Below are 21,640 nucleotides of genomic sequence, written 5' to 3'. Positions count from 1 at the left end.
TTTCATCATTTTCTGAAAAAAGAAATAAACAATCGTTCCCCCGTGATATAATAATAGTAAAACGGACTGTGGCTGTGCGTCAGAAAGGGGGGAAGCGACGATGGACGTCCCGCAATATTTGTTCCTTGATTTTGAGTTTACGATGCCGGAGACGAAAACGGAGCCAAACGGATTTTGCCCGGAAATCATCGAAGTTGGCCTTGTCGCGGTCGTTGACGAACAAATTGTGAACCAGTTTTCCGCTTATGTGAAACCGCTCCGTTTTCCGCAGCTGACCGACCGATGCAAATCGTTTCTCAACATCACCCAAGAACAAATCGACAGCGGCATCAGCTTTTATGAACTCGTTACGCTGCTTCGGCAATATGACCGCGAGCGTCCGACGACGGTCGTGACATGGGGAAGTATGGATATGAAAGTGCTTCGGGAAAACTGCCAGTCAGCGCAAGTGGCCTTTCCGTTTACAGGCGAGCACCGCGATTTAGCTTTGGAGTATAAGCGGTTTTTTGGAAACAAAAATCAAACGGCTTTGCGCAAGGCGGTTCAGGAGTACGGCAACGAAGGGATCGGAAACGCGCATTGTGCGCTCGATGACGCTTTTACCGCCTACACGATTTTCCGCCTCATTGAAAACGACAAAAAGTATTTGGCGAAGACAAAGCCTCCTACGCTGGGAGAACGAATCGATTTCACCCAGCTGCGAAAAAAATTTGCCTTGTAGACGATCCGGTTCGGAATGCGGCGCAGCTACGCCCGCTGAAGGAAAGCACCGCTGCCAGAGACGGTGGCCGCAGGCCGATGAAGCAGCGCTGTTCGCTGCCCCGGTGAGAGATGGAAACAAGGGGCGGGTTGGCGGCGGCCGGCGGATGTGATAAGCTATGGGGGAGTAAACCGCTTCGGCCTAAACGCGAGCGTCAAGGATTGTTCGGTGCGGCTTGCCTTCGAGCGGAACGATGCCGGCGGCCGAAAGCTCGCGCCTTGGACAGAAGCGGAAAATTCAGGCAGGAAAGGTTGTCTTCGAGATGATATGGCCATCGGTGTTGAACTTGTTTTTGTATTTCCCTGAAGATAAGCGCGAATATATCCCTGCGGCGATTTCGTTTGCCGTCTTTTTCTTGTTGGCGGTGTTCACGATGCGGCTGATCATCGTCATTTCGCGGAAACAAGAGAACGAAGCGAAGCGATTCGAGCGGGAGTTGCTTGGAAAAAAGGACGAGCCTGAGCGGACAAAGGACGTATAAATCGCTCCTTCTCCGGCGATACTGGCAGGTAGTAGTTGCCAAGAGTTGGAGGGGATGGAGTGTTGCGCGGAAGACGATGGTTGGCCGCGGCCATGGCGCTCGCCTTGGTTGGCTGCGGAAAAGAGGAAGGCATGAGCCGGAAAGTGGAAATGATCAATGCCGACGGCGATCCGATCGGCACGATCGAATTGGTCGAGCAGTCTGAAGGGGTGCGCTTGAAGCTTGATTTGCAAGGCCTTCCACCGGGGGAGCGTGCCATTCATATTCATGAAAAAGGAAGTTGTCAGCCGCCCGATTTTCAGTCGGCCGGCGGCCATTATAATCCCGATGGAAAAAAACATGGCCTTCTCCACCCGGAAGGCGCGCACGCTGGTGATTTGCCAAACATTATTGTCAAAGACGATGGCACGGTCAACGTTGAATTGACGGCGCCGCATGTGACGCTGAAAAAAGGAGCGAAAGGATCGCTGCTGACAAAAGAGGGCACATCAATTGTCATTCATGCCAAAAAGGATGACGGCATGACCCAACCGGCAGGGGATGCGGGAGGCCGCATCGCCTGTGGGGAAATCAAGTCGTCTTGAATCAAAGCAGCGTTTCGAACACCGTTTTGGCTCGGGGAAACAATTTAGAAAAACCGCTGATTCCTTTCATCTAAATCAGAGAATGAGTGCAAAACAGGACTGATGCAACAAGATTTTTCGAAATGAGAAATCACATTGTAAAGCCGTATCCACGACCAGTCTCTTGGAACGTTGGTGAAAAAAACAGCTCGTTCCCTTTATCAAGGAGAGAACGTGTGAAAAACAGACCGATGCATCAGGATTTTTCTAGTTGAGAAATGACATGGAAAAGCCGCATCTAGAATAAAAGGTTTATCACCACAACGTGTACTTGGCAGACGGTGCACTTCTCTGAACAGGGGTAGGCAAAAAATGATTGGTTTCCTGTTCTTTCGTGGATGCATAAGGAGCCGGTGATTTACTCACGCAACCGCTTCTCAGAATCGTTTCTCAAATAGAAAAACTGGTTGCATCAGCTTCTATGTTCACGCGTTCCATCATCGATCAAGGCAAACAGCGGTTTTTCACCAGCCTCATAAGTGTTATGGAAAAATCAAGTACAACTTTTGGTGAAGAGGCGGATAAAATCACTAGCTTCTTACGACCGAACTTGCGGCCCACTCAAGACCAATGTTGGGCGGCCACATACGCCCCGGACTGATTTAGGGTCGAACTTGCGGCGCATCCAAGAGTGATTAGAGGAGGGTGTCCCAAAAGGATCGGGACACCCTCTTTCGTTGCTCTATATACGTGCTGACTGCTTCTGCCGTACGATTTAAACGAAGACGCCCCCTCTCTCATTGCTATAGATAAGCACCAGCCGCTTCCCTTCCACACGATATGCTATGTCTTTCTTGAGGGGGAGATCGCCTTTTGGTTCAGCCCTTTTTTCGTTGCTATATACGTGCTGACTGCTTCTGGCGCGGGATCGATTGCGTTTGTTGACGGTTGGCGATCTGTTCGAGCCGCTCCCCGTTATGAATATACCGCTGACGTTTCGCTTTATGTGTCACAGGCAGCCGGCCTGTTGGCTCCCTTTGGTGAACAAAACGTCCGCGGAGGGAGCGGCTTACCCAGACAGACGCCAGCCGGCGTTAGCGGAGCGCAGCCGCCAACCGCCGCAGCCCTTCGTTGAGCGTTGGCCGTGGGCAGGCGACGTTCAAGCGGATGAAGCCGTCTCCTTCCGGGCCGAATTTGCGGCCGAACTCGACGGCGATTTGTCCTTTCTCCAAGAGCCGCCGCTTCAGTTCCGTTTCGGACAGGCCGAGGCGGCGGACATCGATCCAGACAAGATACGTCGCTTCGGGGCGGATTGGGCGCACCGTTGGCAGCTCGGCGGCCAAATAGGCTGCGGTGGCGTCGATGTTGGCCTGCACATACTGAAGCAGCTCATCGAGCCATGGTCCGCCATGGCGGTAGGCCGCCTCTGCGCCAACCACGGCGAACGTGTTCAGCGTAAAAAAACCGTGCCGCTGTTGAACGCGGCGGAACGCCCGGCGCCGCGTCTCATCGGGAATGATCGCCTCGGCCGCCTGCAAGCCGGCAAGATTGAACGTTTTCGTCGGCGCGCGGAACGTGGCGCTCCACGCGGCCAACTCGGGGGAGAGGGAAGCAAACGGCACATGCCGGTGCGGCGGAAACGTCAAATCGGCGTGAATTTCGTCGGAAAGGACGAAGACGCCATGCCGCAAGCACAGCTCCCCGAGCTGCTTGAGTTCTTCGCCAGTCCACGATTTGCCGCCCGGGTTGTGCGGGTGGCAAAGGATGAGCAGTTTTGCTTTCGGTAGCTTCTCTTCCAAGTCGTTCCAGTCGATGACGTAATGCTCTTCCGTCAGACGGAGCGGACTGAAGAGCAGCGTGCGGCCGTGACGGCGGACGAGATCGAACAGCGGCCGGTAGACGGGGGAGAAGACGATAATGCCATCCCCGGGCTCGGAAAAGGCTTCAATGGCGGCGGCGACCGCCGGCACGACGCCGGCGGCAAACGTGAGCCACTCCGGATCGATGCGCCAGCCGTGGCGGCCTTCAAGCCACTCGCACACCGCCTCCCGCAGCGAGTCCGGGACGATCGTGTAACCGAAAATTCCGTGTTCGATGCGCGCCCGCAGCGCGTCTTGCACCGCTTGCGGGGCTGGAAAATCCATATCAGCGACCCACATCGGCCATACTTCGTCATGGCCGAACACCCGCTTCGCGTCATCCCATTTCAACGATTGCGTCCCCCGACGGTCTACGACTTGATCAAATGAAAACATGACATCGTCTCCCTTCTTTTTTTTCGATGAATGGCTTATAATGAGTTATATCATATTTCCAGAAAGAAGGTGGATGGCGGCGCATGGACGGACCACTGCTCAATCAGCGGCTTCTTGAGGCGGTTGGCGCTTGGGATCCGTTTGGCTGCGGAAGCGATGCGTACGAGGTGGAAGCGGCGGATGTGCTTCAAGCCGTATATAACACGGATGACGCTCGCCTGCTCGCGGCCCGCATCCAGTCGATATATGAATTCGCTTTCGACCACACCATTCCTTTTTATGATTGTTTGCAGCTGGCATGGCGGTTGCTCGAGTTGAAACGGGCAGCGTCTTGTTCGCCGACGGTGTGACGGACCGCTGCCGATGGGACGGAGCCATTCGCCCCCTCAGTGGTGGGACAGTTTCACGTGCGTCCCCTCGTTGCCTAGGAGTCCGGTGATTTCGTGTAAAACGCTGCTGATCCCACCCATTTCTCAATGAGAGAAACTTTGCAGAATCAGCTTTCTTTTTTGAATGAAAATGCCCCCATTGGTGTGCGGCAGCGGTTTGTCACCGGCCTTCTAGGAGGCTGGTGAAAAACGGTTGTTTCTCTTCGGCAATGGGGGAACGTTTGAAAGGCGCTCCTGATGCGACAAGGCTTATCTATTTGAGAAACGGGTTTGATCAGCGGCTTGCCCCTTTAAATCACTGGTCTCCTAGGGCGGGCCTGCACCAAGCGGGGCGGATGGTCGATGATGAGAAACGTTTGCGACGGAGGGATTGGACATGACATTGAGTGACAAAGAGCTAGAAATTGTCAAAATATTAGAAAAAGACGCCCGCACGCCGATGGAAGTGTTGGCCAAAATGGTCGAGTTGCCGGTTGAGGAGACGGAAAGGCTCGTCAAAAAGCTGGAAGAAGCGAAAGTGATCGTTCAATATACGGCGCTTGTCGACTGGCGGAAGGCCGACGGTCATGAAGGGGTGACCGCGATGATCGATGTGAAAGTAACCCCGAAGCGTGGCGTCGGTTTTGATGAAGTGGCGGAGCGCATTTACCGGTTTCCGGAAGTGAAATCGGTATATTTGATGTCGGGCGCTTACGATTTGTCCGTGGTCATTGAAGGGCGGTCGATGGCGGAAGTCGCCCATTTTGTGTCCGAGAAGCTGTCAACGCTTGATTCCGTCATTTCGACGACCACCCATTTCATTTTGAAAAAATATAAGCACGATGGCATTGTCTTTGATCAAGGAGACCAAGATCGCCGCATCGTGGTGTCGCCATGAAGCCGCAAACACGAAAAACGTATGTGTCGGAGACGGTCGCCCAGTTGAAGCCGTCCGGCATCCGCCGCTTTTTCGACCTCGCTTCGAGCCTCGAGGGCGTCATTTCCCTCGGCGTCGGCGAGCCGGACTTTGTCACGTCCTGGAGCATCCGGGAAGCGAGCATTTTGGCGCTCGAGCAAGGCTATACGTCCTATACAGCGAACGCTGGCTTGCCCGAACTGCGTCAAGAGATCGCCGCCTATTTGCGCCGCAAGTTTCGGGTTGAGTATCGTCCGGAAACGGAAGTGCTCGTGACGGTGGGGGCGAGTCAAGCGCTCGATTTGGCGCTGCGCGCGATCGTGAATCCGGGCGATGAAGTCATCCTCATCGAGCCGAGTTTTGTCGCTTACGAGCCGCTGGTCGTTTTAGCTGGCGGCAAGCCGGTGGCGGTGCGCACATCCGGCGCCGATCGATTTCGGCTTGACCTGACGCAGCTGGAGCAAGCAGTCACCGCCCGGACGAAGGCCGTCATCGTTTGCTCGCCGAACAATCCGACCGGGACGGTGCTCAGCCGCGCCGAGCTTGATGGCTTGGCTCGCCTCGCACAAGCGCATGACTTGTTGGTCATCGCCGATGAAATTTATGCCGAGCTGACATACGAAGGGGAGTATACGAGCATGGCGGCCGTCGCGGGCATGCGTGAGCGGACGATTCTAGTCTCCGGCTTTTCGAAAGGATTCGCGATGACCGGTTGGCGGCTTGGGTTCGCCGCCGCGCCGGAAGAGCTCCTGCAAGCGATGTTGAAAATTCACCAGTATGCGATGATGTGTGCGCCAACAATGGCGCAATATGGGGCGCTGGAGGCGCTTCGCAGCGGGGAGCGGGACGTAGCCGAGATGCGGAATAGCTATCGCCGCCGCCGCAATTATTTCGTCGCCTCGCTCAATGAAATGGGGCTGCCGTGTCACTTGCCGGGCGGAGCGTTTTATGCGTTTCCGTCCATTCAGCCGACCGGGTTGACATCCGAACAATTCGCTGAGCGGTTGTTGTTGGAAGAAAAAGTTGCGGTCGTCCCAGGCAACGTCTTTGGCCAAAGCGGGGAAGGCTATATTCGCTGTTCATACGCTTCATCGCTGGAGCAGCTGCAGGAAGCGTTAAAGCGAATGAAACGGTTTTTGGCCCGCTTGTAGTTGGCGCTGCGCCATCCGTTCATTCGAGGTGTGGAAAACGGGTGAAAAACGAGGACACTAGCGAAGTCGATCGAGCTGGCGGAGAAGAGAAAGAGCGTTTGGTCAAAGTGGTTCCATTGGCGAGAACAGGATTGGGTGATGGGCCCGCAAGATGTTTCAACTTGAGAACTGCGGTTGGCAACGCCATTTTTTCTTCCATCCCTGTTTCGAGGGGAATGCGGCTTGGCCGTCTCAACAGTCTAAACTGTGGGAGTCGGGCTAAAAGGATCGAGACACCTTGTCTCATCGCGATATACGTACCTAGCTGGTTCTCTGTCACACGAATATTTTGTCTTTTTTGAGGGGGAGATTGCTTTTTGGGTCAGTCCCCCTCTTCCGTTGCTGTATAGACGTGCTGACCGCTTCTGCGGAACGATAGGTTGTGCTTATCTCCAAGGCAGACAGCCTTTTGGGTCAGCCCGATTCGGGAGAGGAGGTCTGCCCTTCGGCAAGCTTCTTTTTTTCTGGCGCTGTCTTCCGTTTTTTGCCCCTTTGTTTGCTTCCGAAGGTCGGCAGTCTTCGGTCGTCCCTTTGGTCGCGTTAGTTTCGCCCCGTCTCGGTTGGGTTTGGCAGTTTGGTTATGTTATAATACAGAAACGATGACATTTAACCAATAGGAGTGTTTCGCTTGTCAACGATAAAACGAGGAGCGATCGTGAAAGGGAAGGTGACGGGCATTCAGCCGTACGGCGCGTTCGTCCAGCTCGAGGGCGGCACGCAAGGGCTGATCCATATTTCGGAGATTTCGCATCAATTTGTCAAAGATGTGCGCGATTATGTCAGTGTTGGTGATGAAGTGACCGTCAAAGTGCTCGATGTCGATGGGAAGACGGGACGGGCGAGCCTGTCGTTAAAGGCGCTCGAACCGAATCGAGAGAAGACAAAGCGCCATGTGCGCATCAAAATGCCGCTCGGTTCGGGGTTTCGCCCGTTGAAGGAAAAGCTGCGCGAGTGGATTGAACAGTCCAAACGAGAAGAAGGGCCGAAACCGTAAAGAGGGTGCCGCCGTTTCGGCCGCGCGTTCTCCCGCGGTCAAAGGGAGGCTTGCCTCGCCAAGCTGCGCGCCTTGCTCGGTTGAACAGGCGCGGCGCTTGCGCGTGGGGCGGCCAAGAGAAAAAGACACCCACCGCCAAGCGGTGAGCGTCCCCAACGGTTTTTTATGTGCGCGTCACTTTTGGTTCGGTGCGCCCGAGCTCTTCGGCTGGCTTAAATAGCAGCGCCAAATTGATCAGTCCGGCGATGCCGACCAGACTGTAGATGATGCGCGACCAAACCGAGTTCTGGCCGCCGAAAATCGCGGCGACGAGGTCAAATTGGAAAAAACCGATTAGTCCCCAGTTAATCGCGCCAATAATCGTCAACAATAGCGCAATGCGCTGCAAAGCTCCCATGTTTGTCTGCCTCCTTTGGAAACGTATTGGATTCCATCCATTCACTAATAGCATGAATCGAAGCGGCGAAAAATATGCAAGGCAGCCTGCGTAGGCAAATAGCTTTACAAAGGATGAGAGATGCCACCATAATGGAGGCAAAAGGAGGACGATACATATGCAAAATTTTATCTTTCGCAATCCGACGAAACTCATTTTCGGAAAAGGGCAACTCGAACGACTCAAAGAAGAGGTGCCGCGCTATGGCCGAAAAGTATTGCTTGTCTATGGCGGCGGCAGCATCAAACGAAACGGATTGTATGAGGAAGTCATGAAGATGTTGGGAGAGATTGGCGCTGACGTCGTCGAACTGCCGGGGGTGGAGCCAAACCCGCGCGTCTCGACCGTCAGAAAAGGGGTGGACATTTGCCGCCGAGAAGGGATTGAGTTTTTGCTCGCCGTTGGCGGCGGCAGCGTCATCGATTGCACAAAAGCGATTGCCGCCGGCGCGAAGTTTGCTGGCGATCCGTGGGACTTTATCACGAAAAAAGCGGCGGTCACCGGCGCCCTGCCGTTTGGCACCGTGCTTACGCTGGCGGCGACCGGGTCGGAGATGAATTCCGGCTCAGTGATCACGAACTGGGAGACGAAAGAAAAATACGGCTGGGGCAGCCCGTTTACGTTCCCGCAATTTTCCATTTTGGATCCGACATATACGATGACCGTTCCGAAAGACCATACGGTTTACGGCATTGTCGATATGATGTCCCATGTGTTTGAGCAATATTTCCACCATACGTCAAACACGCCGCTTCAAGACCGGATGTGCGAAGCGGTGTTGAAAACCGTGATCGAAACGGCGCCGAAGCTGATCGACGATTTGGAAAACTACGAGCTGCGTGAAACGATCATGTACGCGGGCACGATCGCCTTAAACGGCTTCTTGCAAATGGGCGTGCGCGGCGACTGGGCGACGCATAACATTGAACACGCGGTTTCGGCGGTGTATGACATTCCGCATGCTGGGGGCTTGGCGATTTTGTTCCCGAATTGGATGAAGCATGTGCTCGATGAAAACGTCAGCCGTTTTGCCCAGCTCGCGGTGCGCGTCTTTGATGTCGATCCGGCCGGCAAAACGGAACGCGATGTGGCGCTTGAAGGCATCGAGCGGCTGCGCGCGTTCTGGTCGAGCCTTGGGGCGCCGTCGCGTTTGGCGGATTACGGCATCGGTGATGAGAATGTGGAGCTCATGGCCGATAAAGCGATGGCGTTTGGCGAATTCGGCCGTTTCAAAACGTTGAACCGCGATGATGTGCTCGCGATTTTGCGCGCCTCCCTGTAACGGGGCGCCGCGGTCGTAGGTTGATGGATCAAGGCGCCGGCTTGGCGGTGGCACCCGTCTCGAGCCGGCGTTTTTCACATGGGCCGAGCCGGCTGCTCGGGCGCCCCATCGTGGGATGGATGGAGGTGTAGGAGTTTGCGCGCCTGAAGGACACCGGTGCGGCGAAAATTGTCAAAGCTGAATCCGTTTCCAAGGAGGAGCGCCGCTTGATTTCCCTTGTCCGTTCGGCTAAAGTGAAAGAAGGCAATGAACATTGAAGGGGAGGCGGGAATGGATGACCCATATTCGGTTTGATTATTCCAAAGCGCTTGCCTTTTTTGGCGAACACGAACTGACTTACTTGCGCGATGCCGTGAAAGTCGCGCACCATTCGCTCCATGAAAAAACCGGCGTCGGCAGCGACTTTTTAGGGTGGCTCGACTGGCCGGTCGACTATGACAAAGACGAATTCGCCCGCATCAAACAAGCGGCGAAAACCATTCAATCGGACTCCGATGTCCTGCTTGTCATCGGCATCGGCGGCTCGTACCTTGGCGCGCGCGCCGCGATCGAGATGCTGCATCATTCGTTTTACAACGCTTTGCCGAAAGAGAAGCGGCAAACGCCGCAAATCATTTTTGTCGGCAACAACATCAGCTCGACGTATATGAAAGACGTCATCGATTTTCTCGACGGGAAAGATTTCTCAATCAACGTCATTTCCAAATCGGGGACGACGACGGAGCCGGCGATCGCCTTCCGTATTTTCCGCAAGCTGCTTGAGGACAAATACGGCAAAGAGGAAGCGCGCCGCCGCATTTACGCCACGACCGACAGCAAACGCGGGGCGCTGCGGACGCTGGCCGATGAGGAAGGATATGAAACGTTTGTCATTCCGGATGACATCGGCGGCCGCTATTCCGTGTTGACGGCGGTTGGGTTGCTGCCGATTGCCGCAAGCGGTGCGGACATCGACGCCATGATGGAAGGCGCGGCCAAAGCGCGCGACGATTTCAGCTCCTCGGAGCTTGAGGAAAACGCCGCTTACCAATACGCGGCTATCCGCAACATTTTGTACAACAAAGGGAAAACGATCGAGCTGCTCGTCAACTATGAACCGGCGTTGCACTATTTCGCCGAATGGTGGAAGCAGCTGTTTGGCGAAAGCGAAGGGAAAGACCAAAAAGGCATTTATCCAGCTTCCGCCGATTTCTCGACCGATTTGCATTCGCTTGGCCAATACATTCAAGAAGGTCGGCGCGACTTGTTTGAAACGGTGTTGAAACTCGAGGAGCCGCGCCATGAGCTGATCATTGAGGCCGAAGAAAACGACCTCGACGGGCTGAACTATTTGGCCGGAAAAACGGTTGATTTCGTGAACACGAAAGCGTTCGAAGGGACATTGCTCGCCCATACGGACGGCGGTGTGCCGAACTTGGTCATCACCTTGCCGAAGCTCGATGAATACACGTTTGGCTACCTCGTCTACTTCTTTGAAAAAGCATGCGCCATGAGCGGCTATTTGCTTGGCGTCAACCCGTTTGACCAGCCGGGTGTCGAAGCGTACAAAAAGAACATGTTCGCCCTTTTGGGCAAGCCAGGCTATGAGCAGCTGAAGGAAGAGTTGGAAAAACGGTTGAACGAGCCTCAAGGTTTGCACGGCTGATTCGAACGGGTGAGTGCGACCCGAACAACGCCTCTTCTCCTTTCACTAGGGGGAAGGGGCGTTAGTTGTTTTTCGCTCTTCTGCCGCGCCGACGGCGATCTGTTGAAGGAAGAGGACTGCAGCTTGCTAGGTCCGTTGTTGTTACAGCTTTGCGGCCGGAACAAGTAGCCTGCATGGTCACGCGGCGGATCATCCATTGTTGTTTCGCCTCCCGTTAGGTTGAGAAAATCTGTCCATTTTTCGCCAAAAGGCAACGGCCAGATCAGGCAAATAATTGTTTCCAAACGGGAAACGATAAAAGGAAAGGAGGGGATTGTGGATGATTGAAATTCCGTCGAGGCTGGAAGGAAAACAGTTTTCGTTGCATCAGCTCGAGCAAACACTCAAGCCGCTCGGCTATGAGATCGGCGGCGGTTGGGAGTATGACCACGGCTATTTTGACTATAAAATCGCTGACCATTTAGGCTACCAATTTTTGCGTGTGCCGTTTCAAGCAGTCGATGGGCAGCTCGATTCGCATGGCACAACGGTCGAGCTCGGGCGTCCGTTTTTGCTTGCCCATAAATATCAGCGCGGCATCGATGATTTTGCGGATGTGGGCAACCTTACGGCGTCGTTCGACCAGTTTGCTGAACCGCAAGACCCGGATGCGACCGTTCCAGAGCCGTTGATTTCTGTCGGCAAAGCGCTCGTTCAAGAGTTGGAGCGCCGCCTGCTCGATTAAGAAACGAGAACGAACAGGCGGTCGTCTTTTTCAATCAGGCGCTGCGGCCGGATGGATAGGCTTCCGCTATCCCCGCAAACGACGCCAAGCAGCGCGATGTGTTGGGCGAGCAGCTGCTGTTGGACAGCGGCGAACGGCTGGCCGATTTGCTGCTCGGTTGGAGGGAGAAGGCGCAGTGTTTGTTCACCGAAGCGGCCCAACATCCGTTCGAGCGCGCTGGCCGCTCCGGGCGAGTAGAGGCTGGCGGTCATGGCGGCGCTCGCCAATAAGTTAGTTTGGATCACTTCATCCGCTCCGGCGCGAAACGCGTTCGGGACATGGCGAGCGGTCAAGATTTCCACGATGGCATACACGGACGGATTGAGGCTCTTGGCGGCCAGCAATGCAACGATCGTATCTCGGTCGGCTTCCTCTTCCGCTTTATGCGGATCGGCGGTAATCAGCACAAAGCGGGCATGGCCGAGGTTCGCTTTTTCAAGGACAGCATCGTCGTGCGCCGCCCCTTTAATGAAGTGGACGGGAATGTGCGGAAGCGGATGGGACGGCACCGTGGCATCGATGAGGACCACGCGCGATGGCGGGTCTTGTTCGGCCAAACGCAGCAGCATTTCTCGGGCCCGTTCGTTCCAGCCGACTATAATGATATGCCCGTGTTCTTTGTACGCTAGCTGTCCGTTCGTGTGTGCCGTTTCCCGCGTGGCGGCGGCAGCCGACACCGAGGCGAAATAGGCGCCGATAATGCCGGTACCGACAGCAATCAGCACGATGGCCGCCAGTTTCCCGGCAACGGTTTCCGGAACGATATCGCCATAGCCGATCGTCGCTGCTGTCACGATCGCCCACCATACACCGTCAAACATCGTGCGGAACGTTTGCGGTTCAATGAGAGGCATGAACGCTCCAAACACGATGATCGTGGCGCTGGCCGTGACTAGCAGCCGAAGGGCGGTTGACATTCGCCAATAGGAAACAAGCCAACTCCTTACCCTCATGTTCATCCCTCGCTTCAGCGATTTCTTCTTTAGTGTGGACGGTTTTGGCATAATCATTCCTGTTTCTTCCCATACTAGGAAACGAACGATCCATGGAAAGGGGACCATCGGTTATGGACATGAACCGTGTGAAACAAATCGTTTCATCACCGGCGGATATTCCCGTTTACTACAACGGGGTGTCGGTCTGGATTGACGGGTATAACGAGGAAACGCAGATGGTGACCGTTCATTTGCGAGACGGTCGCCTTCATGAACGCCGGGATGTGCCAGCGGCTGAGCTGGAAGAAAAGGAAGCAGCAGTCGACTGAGCAAATGGACGGCAAGCGCCGGCGCGGCGGCTTTCTTTTCGGGGCGCCGCCGCGATGACTTCGTTTTCCTTCTCATCGAAACAACGCGGAGCGTAACAGCGGTTTTCCGTCTCGAATCCACCCTCGCATGGCAAGAGGGTGGATTTTTGTGTTTTCTGTGAAAATTGCCGCACTAGCGCGTAATTTTTATCCACGGGTCGAGGGCAGGCCGCGCTGCCCATGGAACTTTCTGTGAAAATGCCGGCCTGAGGCGGATTTTTATGCCTAGGTGGAGGGGAGATCGCTGTCCATGGAACTTTCCGTGAAAATGCCGAACTGGCGCGGATTTTCATTCCTGGGTGGAGATCGGATCGCTTGCCTATGGAACGTTTCCTCGATTCTCGAACGGTTGAATCCTAACGGCAGCTTAAACCGTAATGGAAATCGGGCGTTGGTACATGACAAAAGTAGGAGGAGGTGTGATAAGCTGGAATGCAAAGAGGATCGTTTGTCAGCGAGTGGGAATGAAACGGTGTTTTTCCGTTTTCAAGGAAGGGGATTCGTATTTTGACAAATGACTAATTGGTCAATTAGTATATAATTTGTGACCATATAGTCAAGAGGTGTGAAGCGATGAGGATGGACGTGAGGAGGAGAAACGGGTGAGGAGCATCATTCAATTTTCGCTTAACAACAAGCTCGCGGTTTGGATTTTGACACTTATTGTCGCGGTGGCTGGGCTGTATTCGGGAGTAGGTATGAAGCTTGAGACGATCCCGAACATCAACGTGCCCTTCATTTCCGTCTCGACAGTGTATCCGGGAGCGACACCGGAGGAAGTGGATAAGAAGGTGACGCAGCCGATTGAGCGGCAGGTGGAACATTTGGACGGCGTCACGGCGGTCCGCTCCTCTTCTTTTCAGAACGCGTCATTTGTGCAAATTGAATATGATTTTGGCAAGGATATGGGAACGGCGCAAAATGAAGTGAAAGAGGCGCTCAGTCATTTACAGCTGCCTGACGGGGTGCAAGAGCCAGACGTGTCGCGGATCAGCTTTTCGGCGTTTCCTGTTATCTCGTTGAGCATTACCGACCGCCAACGCTCGCTGGCCGAACTGACGAAGATCGTCGAGCGTGAGATCGTCCCCGAGTTAGAGGGCATCGACGGCGTTGATTCGGTGGAGGTCGCCGGCCAACAAATGCAAGAAGTGAACATTCGTTTTGATGAACAGAAGTTAAAGCGGTATGGGCTGACTGAACAATCGGTCATCAATGTCATTCAAGCCTCGGCTGTTTCGCTTCCACTCGGCTTGTACACGTTTGGCGACACGGAAAAATCGGTCGTCATTGACGGTCGCATCGCAACGATCGACGACTTAAAAGCGCTCCGCATTCCGATCGTTTCAGGGGCTGAGGCAGCACCGTCGCCGGTGGCTGGCGCCGAAGTCGAGGGGCGCGGGCAAGGAAGCGCGGTCGACGGGCAAGCCGGGGGCCAAGGAGCTGCGGCTCCAGCGCCGGGTGCCGGTTCCGGTCCCCAAGGGCGGGATGCGCGAGGGGCGGAAAACAGCGCGGCTGGTCAAGCGGGGCGATCTGTGGCTGTTCCTTCCGTTCCGCTGAGCGAATTGGCTGAAGTGAAAGTCGTTGCCAAAGCCGAATCGATTTCGCGGACGAACGGCAAGCCATCGATCGGCGTGCAAGTGGTCAAGGCGCAAGACGCCAATACGGTGACGGTCGTCAACGCTGTCAAGGAAAAGAGCAAAGATCTTGAGAAACGCTTTGACGGCTTGCGCATCATCACGGTGTTTGACCAAGGCAAGCCGATTGAAGATTCGGTGAACACGATGGTGGACAAAGCGGTGTTTGGCGCGCTGTTTGCGGTCGTTGTCATCTTCCTGTTTTTGCGCAACATTCGCACGACATTGATTTCGGTCGTATCGATTCCGCTGTCGTTGCTGATGGCGATTTTGTTGCTGCGGGAGATGGATATTACTCTCAATCTGATGACGCTCGGCGCCATGACGGTGGCGATCGGCCGCGTGATCGATGATTCGATCGTCGTGGTGGAAAACATCTACCGGCGCATGACGCTGCCCGGCGAATCGCTTAGCGGGAAAGAATTGATCGCTTCGGCCACGAAAGAAATGTTTATCCCGATCGTGTCATCGACGATTGTGACGGTTGCTGTCTTTTTGCCGCTCGGATTGGTCAAAGGAATGGTTGGTGAATTGTTTTTGCCGTTTGCCCTGACGATTGTGTTCGCCTTGCTTTCTTCGCTGCTTGTCGCCGTCACCGTTGTTCCGGCGCTCGCCCACTCGCTGTTTAGCAAGGGAGTTGCTGCGAAGGACGTTCGTGTGCGGGAGCGGAAACAGACGTTAGCGTTCTGGTACAAACGGGTGCTTCGCTGGTCGCTCGATCATAAGTTCATTGTCAGCGGCACGGCGGTGTTGCTGTTGATTTCTAGTTTATTCCTTGTTCCGCGTGTCGGCGTCAGCTTCTTGCCGTCTGACGAGCAAAAGATGATTGTCGTCACGTACAGCCCCGCCCCAGGACAAACGGTCGATGAAGTGGAGCGCATCGCTAAAGAGGTAGAATCGTTTTTTGAACAGCGCCAAGGGGTCAAAAACATTCAGCTTTCTGTCGGCGGGGGCAATCCGATGAATCCAGGGCAAGATCACGCGGCGTTGTTTTACGTCGAGTATGACCCCGATGTGAAACGGTTTGCCGAAGAGAAAGAACGGGTGATGAAGGCGCTTGATGAGCGCAAAGACAGAGGAGAATGGCAAAGTCAAGACGCCTCGAGTTCAGGGACAACAAACGTTCTCGAGCTAAACGTGTATGGAAGCAGCATGGAAGAAATTGAACCGATTGTTCGCCAAGCGGCCGATCTGTTGCGCGGCCATGAGGAGCTGGTGAACGTGAAAACGAGCATGGCTGCCCGCTTTGAAGAGTATACGCTTGCCGCCAACCAGAACAAACTGAGCGAACTAGGGCTGACGGCGGCACAAGTGGCTGCCGCTTTGTCCGAAAAAGGTGGACGCCAAGCGATTGCGACGGTCAAGCAAGATGGTGAAGACCTCAGCGTCTACCTTGCCGATGAAAACAAGCGGTACGCGGATATTGCCGATTTGCTGGAGAACACGATCGCATCGCCGCTTGGTATTGAAGTGCCGATCAAAGATCTCGTGACGGTGAAAAAAGGGTATACGTACAGCGAAATTGAACGGAATGACGGCCGAGTGCACGCGAGCGTGTCGGCGGAAGTAAAAACAAAGGATGTTGCAGCGGTGTCAGCGGCCGTACAGAAAGAACTCAAGCGACTCGACTTGCCGTCGGGAGTCGATATTCAGATGGGAGGTGTGACTGAAGACATTCAAGAATCGTTTACCCAGCTTGGGTGGGCGATGCTCGCTGCTGTAGCGATCGTTTATTTTGTATTGGTTGTGACATTTGGCGGCGGATTGGCGCCGTTTGCGATTTTGTTCTCGCTTCCATTTACTGTAATCGGGGCCTTGCTCGCCTTGTTTGTTTCCGGTGAAACGATCAGCGTATCGGCGATGATCGGCATGTTGATGTTGATTGGCATCGTGGTTACGAATGCTATCGTTTTGATTGACCGTGTCATTCATAAAGAACGCGAAGGACTGTCGACACGCGAAGCACTGTTGGAAGCGGCTGGGACGCGGGTGCGCCCGATTTTCATGACGGCGATTGCCACAATCGGCGCTTTGCTTCCGCTCGCAGTAGGAATGGAAGGTGGCGCATTGATTTCGAAAGGGCTCGGAGTGACCGTCATCGGCGGGTTGACGAGCTCAACGTTGCTGACGTTAATTATCGTCCCGATCGTTTATGAGACGTTGATGAAATGGCGGAAAAAAAGGGCGTAAGGAAGCGGGGAGTCGGCCGTCTGGGGACGGATGACGCGGCAGGTGGAGGAAGTCTTTCATCCATCGGCCGCCGCTTCGCTTCCTTGCGCTGACGTCATCGGCTTCTTTGGGTGGCTTGTGTTGGTTGGATAGGAGAATGGGGGGTTCGCCACGCCACATCGGCTCGTGGGCGAAAACAAGAACGGCGTGAGTCTGGCTTGGCCACATTCACGCCGTTTTCGTTTTTGTGAGGGTTCGTCTTGGCAAGGAGGCTCGGTTGGCGAGTCTTTCGTTGCCTGTCGACTTTGTCGCCAGAAACGGGCAAGGTTGGCTAGAGAAATGGAATGGACGGGCCCTTCGCCATGGCGCTTGGCTTTCCGACGAAACTAAAAACGGGCCGCTTTTGCCGGGGTCGGAAATCCTCACGGCGGCTAGGCTGAGGAGTGACGCTTGGCGGCACGGGCGATGCGCGCCGTCAGGAAGAGGGCGCAGGCGAAAAAGAGGACGTCATCGACCGCGTAGACGAGGCGGTCCCCACCAGCGGCCAACAGCGCGCTGCCGATCATCGGTCCGAACGCCATGCCCATATAGCGGAAAAAGTTGTACACGCCGATCGCCGTCGAGCGGTTCGCCTGAAAGACGTTCGTTAACACAGTGGTTTGCACCGGAAGCGAAAGGCCCAAAAATAAGCCGAACATGGCGATGGCAACAACGAGCAGTTCAAGCGACTGCCAGGCGGTGAGCAGGAAGAAAAAAATGGACGCTGTCGTCAAATACGTCGTCGTCAAGATGATGCGCCGCTCCGGAAAGCGCCCTTGAAGCCGCCCGCCAAGAAAACTGCCGATCACAATCATCGACGACATGGCCAAATACACCGTTCCTTTTTCTTGCGCCGATAATCCGTAACGGTCGGTCAAAATGCCGGGCAAAAACACAAGAAAGTTGTAAAGCGAATAATATTGCATAAATCCGAGCAGCACGGTGCGCCGCCCTTTTCGGTCGGTGAGCGGTCCGTAGACGATTTGCATCATCGCAAGGAAAAAGGTGAAAATCGCAATCGTCAAGTTGATCAAAAAAGAGGAAGGCGCGAACGCGGCCCTCACTTCTGGTAAAATAGGAGTGTAAATCGTTTGGGTGAACGGGCCGAGAAACGCGGCGAGCGACACAACATATACAACGAACTGGCGTTTCATGGTTTTCTCCTTTCTTTCCCTGTGCATCGTTACGATTATACTCCCGCTGTTTCCGCTTTTGGAAACGAAATGCTTATGGAAAAAAGGTAGGGATGCAGGATGGAACGATGGTTGATTCGTGATGCAACGGCGGCGGATTTGCCGCACATTGTCCGCATTTATAACGAAACGATCCCAAGCCGGATGGTGACGGCGGATTTGGAGCCGGTGTCGGTGGAAAGCCGGAAAGCGTGGTTTGAAGCGCATGATCCTCACCATCGGCCGCTCTGGGTGGTGGAAGATGGCGGTGAGATTTGCGCCTGGCTCAGTTTCCAATCGTTTTACGGCCGGCCGGCGTACCGCCATACGGCCGAGGTGAGCATTTATATTGCCGAATCGCACCGCGGCCAAGGGTTGGGAACGAAGCTGCTCAAGCAAGCGGTCGACAAGGCGCCGGCGCTTGGGATGAAGACGCTGCTCGGCTTTATTTTTGCCCATAATGAGCCAAGCTTGCGGCTTTTTTCCCGCTTCGGGTTTGAACGATGGGGCTATTTTCCGCGCGTTGCTGAGCTTGACGGCATCGAACGTGATTTGGTCATCGTCGGCAAGCGGCTTGTATAGAATCAATATAGACAGGGCAGTGATAAACATGACGATGCAAAGAAAGAGGGAATGACATGAACGTGATGCCCATTCGACTGTTTACGATTCAAGACGGAGAAGGATTTGTCGCCGATGCGTTTCAATGCCCGGTGAGCGGCAATTTGATTTACAAGTCATCCGGCACACCGTCGGTCATTGCCTACAGCGAACTGACCGATGAACAGATTGCGCGCTTGGAGCCATACGGCTTTCGCCGGCTCGAAGGGACACAAGGACGGGCGGTGCATGAAGATGCTGCCGGCATTGAAGCGTTGCTTCCGAGGCAATGATTGACTTGGCTTTGTGGCGACGGGAGAAAAGGCATTTGGGTGAAAGGAGCGTTTTTGTAAAACGGTGGAAACTCATTGGGGGATGAATATCATCGCCCTCCAGCGCCGGGTTTTCACGAACATCAGGGAGATTCGTTTTCCAGCCAAAAAGGCCGACCCAAAAGGTTGTCTGCCTTCAAGATCGGCACAAAGCCAGCACGTAAAAGAGGGGATCCCGATCCTTTTGGGACACCCTCTCTTTGTCATCTCCTCAGCTGGCGGACGAGCCAATACACCGCTACGGCTGCTGCCGCGCCAAGCAATGGATAAAGAAGCGGAAGGCCGGATCGCTCGAAAGCGGCCGTTTCTTGTTTGCGGCTAGGCGCACGGTCGGTTGGCTCCGTCTCGCTTTCGGTTTGCGGAGCAGTGTTCGTCGCCCCTTCCCGTTTTGTTTTCGAACGAGCCTGTTCATGTTTCGCGACAGACCGTTCCCCGTACATGCCGATGCCGTTCCGTTTGGCTTCTTCAAGCGCCTTGCGGACGCGCGATTCATATTTGTAGCGGCCATAGTCATAGAAATCTTCAACGAGTCCGGCCTTGGCGAGATCTTCTTGCAGCAGGCGGCCGTCAACCCATACCCAGGCTAGCAGACGATGATATCGGTCAAACAGCGTATTTCCGTCCGTTTCAAGCACCACCTTCCCTTTTTGCAGGCGGGAACACGTAAACCGGCTCGCCTCTTTGCCGTACGGCTCGATTTCAATCGTGCTTTCCGGTGTGTCGATGAACAAAAAGCGTGTCGTGTATACGCGGCCGTTGACACGAAACTTGGCGGTGTCCCCGTCGATGCATTGAGTTAATGTTGCTTTGTATGTGCGGCCGAGCCGCAGCGAAACAGCGTTATCCTTCCCGCCGAGCGCGTGTCCGTCTAAGTCGATGCGTTCCGGGGTGAGCTTCCGTTTGCATCGCTCGTTGCTGTTATAGGTTTGAATGAGCTTGACCAACTCCACTTTTGTTTTCGCCTGTTTGGCTAATGCCGTTGGTTCATGCAGCACGTATGTGCAATCGCTGTTGCGGAAATGCCCGCCTAGTTCGTCCAATGAGCCCGGATGGGCGGACACGGAGTCCGGCCATACTATCATCAGGCAAAGCAACAGAATAGCGATTTGCTTCAACGCTCTCCCTCCGTTTCGGCAACATTCCAGCTCGGGCGCCATGAAAGCACATGACGATCTTGCGCTTTGAACGCAGTTTCCAGTCGTTTCTGCGATGTTCAGCGTGAAATCCACCTTGCCAAACAAGGGTTTTTCTGAATGGAGCATGTGACCTTCGCGACGGTTCAGCGTGCGCGGTGGAAGGCAAAATCGTCAAATACGGAAAAGTTCTATGGACAACATTTTGCCCTCCACCCGGGGGTAAAAATGACCGCTTGCCGACGGGGGTTCACCAAAAAAACTATTGTTACAAGGATTTTACCATATTGCTTTCCGAATAAAATAGGACGATATAGGGCAATTGTTGATGGAGTTCATCGACCATTCGTCAACAACCGCCTCAAAACGGAAAAAACCCTTGCTACGCAAGGGTTTTTTTGATGGAGCATACCGGGCTCGAACCGGTGACCTTCGCGCTGCCAGCACGACGCTCTCCCAACTGAGCTAATGCCCCAAACGAACATGGATGAATTGTCCATGCTCTATTATATCCAGATGAATGGTGGTTTGCAATCTTTTTTATCAACCGCTTTCGATATCGACTTTTATCAACCGCTTTCGATATCGACGTGGACAATGTCTTCGATGGAGCGAATGGCGTAATACAGTTCAGCGGTTGACCGTTTTTGATCGATGACAGCACGCAGCTTCAACAAATGTTCATTCTCCTCGACGTCTTTGATGCGCATCGTTTTAATATTGATTTCTTGTTGCTTTAAATGTTCGATCACTTTGGCAATGTTTTTTTCATCGGCAACGGTGATTTGCAGCATTACTTCTTTTTCACGCAGCTGCTTCGGTCCGAAAAAGTTAATTAAAAATGGAATCAGTTCAACGCTAACAATGAGCAGAGCGACACCAAAGGCCGATTCCCAATAGAAACCGGCGCCGACTGCCACGCCAATTCCTGCCGCCCCCCAGATAATGGCGGCTGTTGTCAGCCCAGTAATGCTGTCGTTGCCGCGGCGTAAAATAACGCCCGCTCCTAAAAAACCGACGCCTGATACGATTTGTGCGGCCAAGCGAAGCGGATCCATTGTAATATGGTCATTTGACGGAAAGACGTATGCTGACTCGATCGAAACGATCGTCAATAGGCAGCTTGAAATCGAAATGACCAAACACGTTTTCAAACCGACTGGTTTTCGCTTCAACTCCCGTTCCAGTCCGATGATCATGCCAAGAATGGCCGAAATCCCTAATTTAAGGAATGGATCAAACATCATTCGTTCTCCCCCCGTTCATGATATAATGTAGGAAAATGGTTGGCAAGGAGATGGAATCGTGAAACCGCCAAGCCATACCCAAGCCTATGCGGCCTTGTTGGTTGGAGCGCTCGCCGTCTCAACGTCGGCTGTGTTTGTCAAGTGGTCGCAGGCGCCGTCCGCGGTCATCGCCTTTTATCGGCTGTTTTTCGCTGTCATCATCATGACACCGTTCTTTTTTCACCGCATCACCGAACTCAAGCACATCTCCCGGCGTGATGGGCTGTTTTCGGTTTGTTCGGGCGTGCTGTTGGCATTTCATTTTATTCTTTGGTTTGAATCGCTTGACTATACATCTGTTGCCAGCTCAGTCGTGCTC

At 54.1% G+C, this 21,640-nt stretch carries 21 protein-coding genes and 1 tRNA gene (1 of these 22 cut by a window edge); 15 read left to right on the top strand and 7 right to left on the bottom strand.

Annotated elements, in window-relative coordinates; all coding sequences use genetic code 11:
* The first annotated feature begins 100 nt into the window (after positions 1-100).
* The 3 genes from kapD to GC56T2_RS14405 all read left to right on the top strand — a co-directional run bounded on the left by kapD (position 101) and on the right by GC56T2_RS14405 (position 1,825).
* On the top strand, positions 101-721 hold the full coding sequence (kapD, locus tag GC56T2_RS14415) for a 3'-5' exonuclease KapD (RefSeq protein ID WP_144976108.1): 621 nt from the start codon (positions 101-103) through the stop codon (positions 719-721).
* A gap of 304 nt (positions 722-1,025) precedes the next feature.
* Positions 1,026-1,241: a hypothetical protein gene (locus tag GC56T2_RS14410; RefSeq protein WP_144977381.1), complete on the top strand. Its 216-nt coding sequence runs from the start codon at positions 1,026-1,028 to the stop codon at positions 1,239-1,241.
* 92 nt (positions 1,242-1,333) lie between these two features.
* Positions 1,334-1,825 (top strand): superoxide dismutase family protein, encoded by a 492-nt coding sequence (locus GC56T2_RS14405; RefSeq protein WP_144977378.1) that lies wholly within the window; start codon positions 1,334-1,336, stop codon positions 1,823-1,825.
* 1,073 nt (positions 1,826-2,898) lie between these two features.
* Here GC56T2_RS14405 and GC56T2_RS14400 read toward each other — a convergent pair.
* Entirely contained in the window at positions 2,899-4,059 is a 1,161-nt protein-coding gene (locus GC56T2_RS14400; protein WP_144976105.1) for a MalY/PatB family protein, read from the bottom strand.
* 83 nt (positions 4,060-4,142) lie between these two features.
* On the opposite strand from GC56T2_RS14400, the gene GC56T2_RS14395 reads away from it, so the two are divergent.
* The 4 genes from GC56T2_RS14395 (at position 4,143) to yugI (ending at position 7,527) form a co-directional block, all read left to right on the top strand.
* A complete protein-coding gene (locus GC56T2_RS14395; protein WP_144976103.1) occupies positions 4,143-4,409 on the top strand; it encodes a DUF1871 family protein in 267 nt (88 codons plus the stop codon).
* 415 nt (positions 4,410-4,824) lie between these two features.
* Positions 4,825-5,325 carry an Lrp/AsnC family transcriptional regulator gene (locus GC56T2_RS14390; RefSeq protein WP_033843172.1) on the top strand — a complete coding sequence of 167 codons (501 nt, stop codon included), beginning with the start codon at positions 4,825-4,827 and terminating at the stop codon, positions 5,323-5,325.
* Positions 5,322-6,494 carry an aminotransferase gene (locus GC56T2_RS14385; protein WP_033018718.1) on the top strand — a complete coding sequence of 391 codons (1,173 nt, stop codon included), beginning with the start codon at positions 5,322-5,324 and terminating at the stop codon, positions 6,492-6,494. The genes GC56T2_RS14390 and GC56T2_RS14385 overlap by 4 nt, the downstream gene beginning before the upstream one ends.
* A gap of 667 nt (positions 6,495-7,161) precedes the next feature.
* A complete protein-coding gene (yugI, locus tag GC56T2_RS14380) occupies positions 7,162-7,527 on the top strand; it encodes a S1 domain-containing post-transcriptional regulator GSP13 (RefSeq protein WP_033018717.1) in 366 nt (121 codons plus the stop codon).
* Between the two features lie 163 nt (positions 7,528-7,690).
* Here the strand turns inward: yugI and GC56T2_RS14375 are convergent, their stop codons facing one another.
* Complete coding sequence (locus GC56T2_RS14375; RefSeq protein ID WP_144976101.1) at positions 7,691-7,924, bottom strand: DUF378 domain-containing protein; 234 nt, start codon at positions 7,922-7,924, stop codon at positions 7,691-7,693.
* Between the two features lie 157 nt (positions 7,925-8,081).
* Between GC56T2_RS14375 and GC56T2_RS14370 the strand changes: the two genes are divergently transcribed.
* The 3 genes from GC56T2_RS14370 to GC56T2_RS14360 all read left to right on the top strand — a co-directional run bounded on the left by GC56T2_RS14370 (position 8,082) and on the right by GC56T2_RS14360 (position 11,614).
* Entirely contained in the window at positions 8,082-9,245 is a 1,164-nt protein-coding gene (locus GC56T2_RS14370) for an iron-containing alcohol dehydrogenase (RefSeq protein ID WP_144976099.1), read from the top strand.
* A 274-nt stretch (positions 9,246-9,519) separates the two neighbouring features.
* Positions 9,520-10,890, top strand: a complete 1,371-nt coding sequence (locus tag GC56T2_RS14365; RefSeq protein ID WP_144976097.1) for a glucose-6-phosphate isomerase — start codon at positions 9,520-9,522, stop codon at positions 10,888-10,890.
* 319 nt (positions 10,891-11,209) lie between these two features.
* On the top strand, positions 11,210-11,614 hold the full coding sequence (locus GC56T2_RS14360) for a YugN-like family protein (protein ID WP_033019146.1): 405 nt from the start codon (positions 11,210-11,212) through the stop codon (positions 11,612-11,614).
* Here the strand turns inward: GC56T2_RS14360 and GC56T2_RS14355 are convergent.
* Positions 11,611-12,606 carry a potassium channel family protein gene (locus GC56T2_RS14355; RefSeq protein WP_144977375.1) on the bottom strand — a complete coding sequence of 332 codons (996 nt, stop codon included), beginning with the start codon at positions 12,604-12,606 and terminating at the stop codon, positions 11,611-11,613. The genes GC56T2_RS14360 and GC56T2_RS14355 overlap by 4 nt on opposite strands.
* A gap of 113 nt (positions 12,607-12,719) precedes the next feature.
* Here GC56T2_RS14355 and GC56T2_RS14350 point away from each other — a divergent pair, with 113 nt between their 5' ends.
* Together GC56T2_RS14350 and GC56T2_RS14345 are read left to right on the top strand one after the other, a co-directional pair.
* A complete protein-coding gene (locus GC56T2_RS14350) occupies positions 12,720-12,917 on the top strand; it encodes an H-type small acid-soluble spore protein (protein ID WP_144976095.1) in 198 nt (65 codons plus the stop codon).
* Between the two features lie 641 nt (positions 12,918-13,558).
* A complete protein-coding gene (locus GC56T2_RS14345; RefSeq protein ID WP_144976093.1) occupies positions 13,559-16,780 on the top strand; it encodes an efflux RND transporter permease subunit in 3,222 nt (1,073 codons plus the stop codon).
* A 410-nt stretch (positions 16,781-17,190) separates the two neighbouring features.
* Here GC56T2_RS14345 and GC56T2_RS14340 read toward each other — a convergent pair whose 3' ends face one another.
* Positions 17,191-17,952 (bottom strand): MFS transporter, encoded by a 762-nt coding sequence (locus tag GC56T2_RS14340; RefSeq protein WP_144976090.1) that lies wholly within the window; start codon positions 17,950-17,952, stop codon positions 17,191-17,193.
* Positions 17,953-18,051: 99 nt separating this feature from the next.
* Here GC56T2_RS14340 and GC56T2_RS14335 point away from each other — a divergent pair, with 99 nt between their 5' ends.
* On the top strand, positions 18,052-18,552 hold the full coding sequence (locus GC56T2_RS14335) for a GNAT family N-acetyltransferase (RefSeq protein ID WP_144976088.1): 501 nt from the start codon (positions 18,052-18,054) through the stop codon (positions 18,550-18,552).
* Positions 18,553-18,608: 56 nt separating this feature from the next.
* Positions 18,609-18,863 (top strand): hypothetical protein, encoded by a 255-nt coding sequence (locus GC56T2_RS14330; RefSeq protein ID WP_144976086.1) that lies wholly within the window; start codon positions 18,609-18,611, stop codon positions 18,861-18,863.
* 242 nt (positions 18,864-19,105) lie between these two features.
* Here the strand turns inward: GC56T2_RS14330 and GC56T2_RS14325 are convergent, their stop codons facing one another.
* From GC56T2_RS14325 to GC56T2_RS14315, 3 genes are all read right to left on the bottom strand, one after another.
* A complete protein-coding gene (locus tag GC56T2_RS14325; protein WP_255516101.1) occupies positions 19,106-20,017 on the bottom strand; it encodes a thermonuclease family protein in 912 nt (303 codons plus the stop codon).
* Between the two features lie 420 nt (positions 20,018-20,437).
* A tRNA-Ala gene (locus tag GC56T2_RS14320) sits at positions 20,438-20,510 on the bottom strand.
* 94 nt (positions 20,511-20,604) lie between these two features.
* Positions 20,605-21,282, bottom strand: coding sequence for an MgtC/SapB family protein (locus GC56T2_RS14315; RefSeq protein WP_144976084.1), 678 nt, complete (start codon positions 21,280-21,282; stop codon positions 20,605-20,607).
* Positions 21,283-21,340: 58 nt separating this feature from the next.
* Between GC56T2_RS14315 and GC56T2_RS14310 the strand changes: the two genes are divergently transcribed.
* Positions 21,341-21,640, top strand: the beginning of a protein-coding gene (locus GC56T2_RS14310; RefSeq protein ID WP_144976082.1) for a DMT family transporter. Its footprint extends 609 nt past the window's final position; only the first 300 of its 909 coding nucleotides appear in the window; it begins with the start codon at positions 21,341-21,343; its stop codon lies beyond the right edge, outside the window.

The sequence above is a fragment of the Geobacillus sp. C56-T2 genome, assembly GCF_007829715.1.
Classification (GTDB): Bacteria; Bacillota; Bacilli; order Bacillales; family Anoxybacillaceae; genus Geobacillus; species Geobacillus icigianus.
Note: the sequence above shows the minus strand (reverse complement) of the source record. Positions and strands in the feature narration are given on the sequence as shown.

Bases quoted from the DNA above. Each gene is read 5' to 3' on its own strand.
- GC56T2_RS14335 (WP_144976088.1), top strand. From the start codon at position 18,052: ATGGAACGATGGTTGATTCGTGATGCAACGGCGGCGGATTTGCCGCAC.
- GC56T2_RS14405 (WP_144977378.1), top strand. From the start codon at position 1,334: ATGGCGCTCGCCTTGGTTGGCTGCGGAAAAGAGGAAGGCATGAGCCGG.
- kapD (WP_144976108.1), top strand. From the start codon at position 101: ATGGACGTCCCGCAATATTTGTTCCTTGATTTTGAGTTTACGATGCCG.
- GC56T2_RS14390 (WP_033843172.1), top strand. From the start codon at position 4,825: ATGACATTGAGTGACAAAGAGCTAGAAATTGTCAAAATATTAGAAAAA.
- GC56T2_RS14350 (WP_144976095.1), top strand. From the start codon at position 12,720: ATGGACATGAACCGTGTGAAACAAATCGTTTCATCACCGGCGGATATT.
- GC56T2_RS14315 (WP_144976084.1), bottom strand. From the start codon at position 21,282: ATGATGTTTGATCCATTCCTTAAATTAGGGATTTCGGCCATTCTTGGC.
- GC56T2_RS14385 (WP_033018718.1), top strand. From the start codon at position 5,322: ATGAAGCCGCAAACACGAAAAACGTATGTGTCGGAGACGGTCGCCCAG.
- GC56T2_RS14340 (WP_144976090.1), bottom strand. From the start codon at position 17,952: ATGAAACGCCAGTTCGTTGTATATGTTGTGTCGCTCGCCGCGTTTCTC.
- GC56T2_RS14400 (WP_144976105.1), bottom strand. From the start codon at position 4,059: ATGTTTTCATTTGATCAAGTCGTAGACCGTCGGGGGACGCAATCGTTG.
- GC56T2_RS14395 (WP_144976103.1), top strand. From the start codon at position 4,143: ATGGACGGACCACTGCTCAATCAGCGGCTTCTTGAGGCGGTTGGCGCT.
- GC56T2_RS14360 (WP_033019146.1), top strand. From the start codon at position 11,210: ATGATTGAAATTCCGTCGAGGCTGGAAGGAAAACAGTTTTCGTTGCAT.
- GC56T2_RS14330 (WP_144976086.1), top strand. From the start codon at position 18,609: ATGAACGTGATGCCCATTCGACTGTTTACGATTCAAGACGGAGAAGGA.
- GC56T2_RS14375 (WP_144976101.1), bottom strand. From the start codon at position 7,924: ATGGGAGCTTTGCAGCGCATTGCGCTATTGTTGACGATTATTGGCGCG.
- GC56T2_RS14355 (WP_144977375.1), bottom strand. From the start codon at position 12,606: ATGAGGGTAAGGAGTTGGCTTGTTTCCTATTGGCGAATGTCAACCGCC.
- GC56T2_RS14365 (WP_144976097.1), top strand. From the start codon at position 9,520: ATGACCCATATTCGGTTTGATTATTCCAAAGCGCTTGCCTTTTTTGGC.
- GC56T2_RS14370 (WP_144976099.1), top strand. From the start codon at position 8,082: ATGCAAAATTTTATCTTTCGCAATCCGACGAAACTCATTTTCGGAAAA.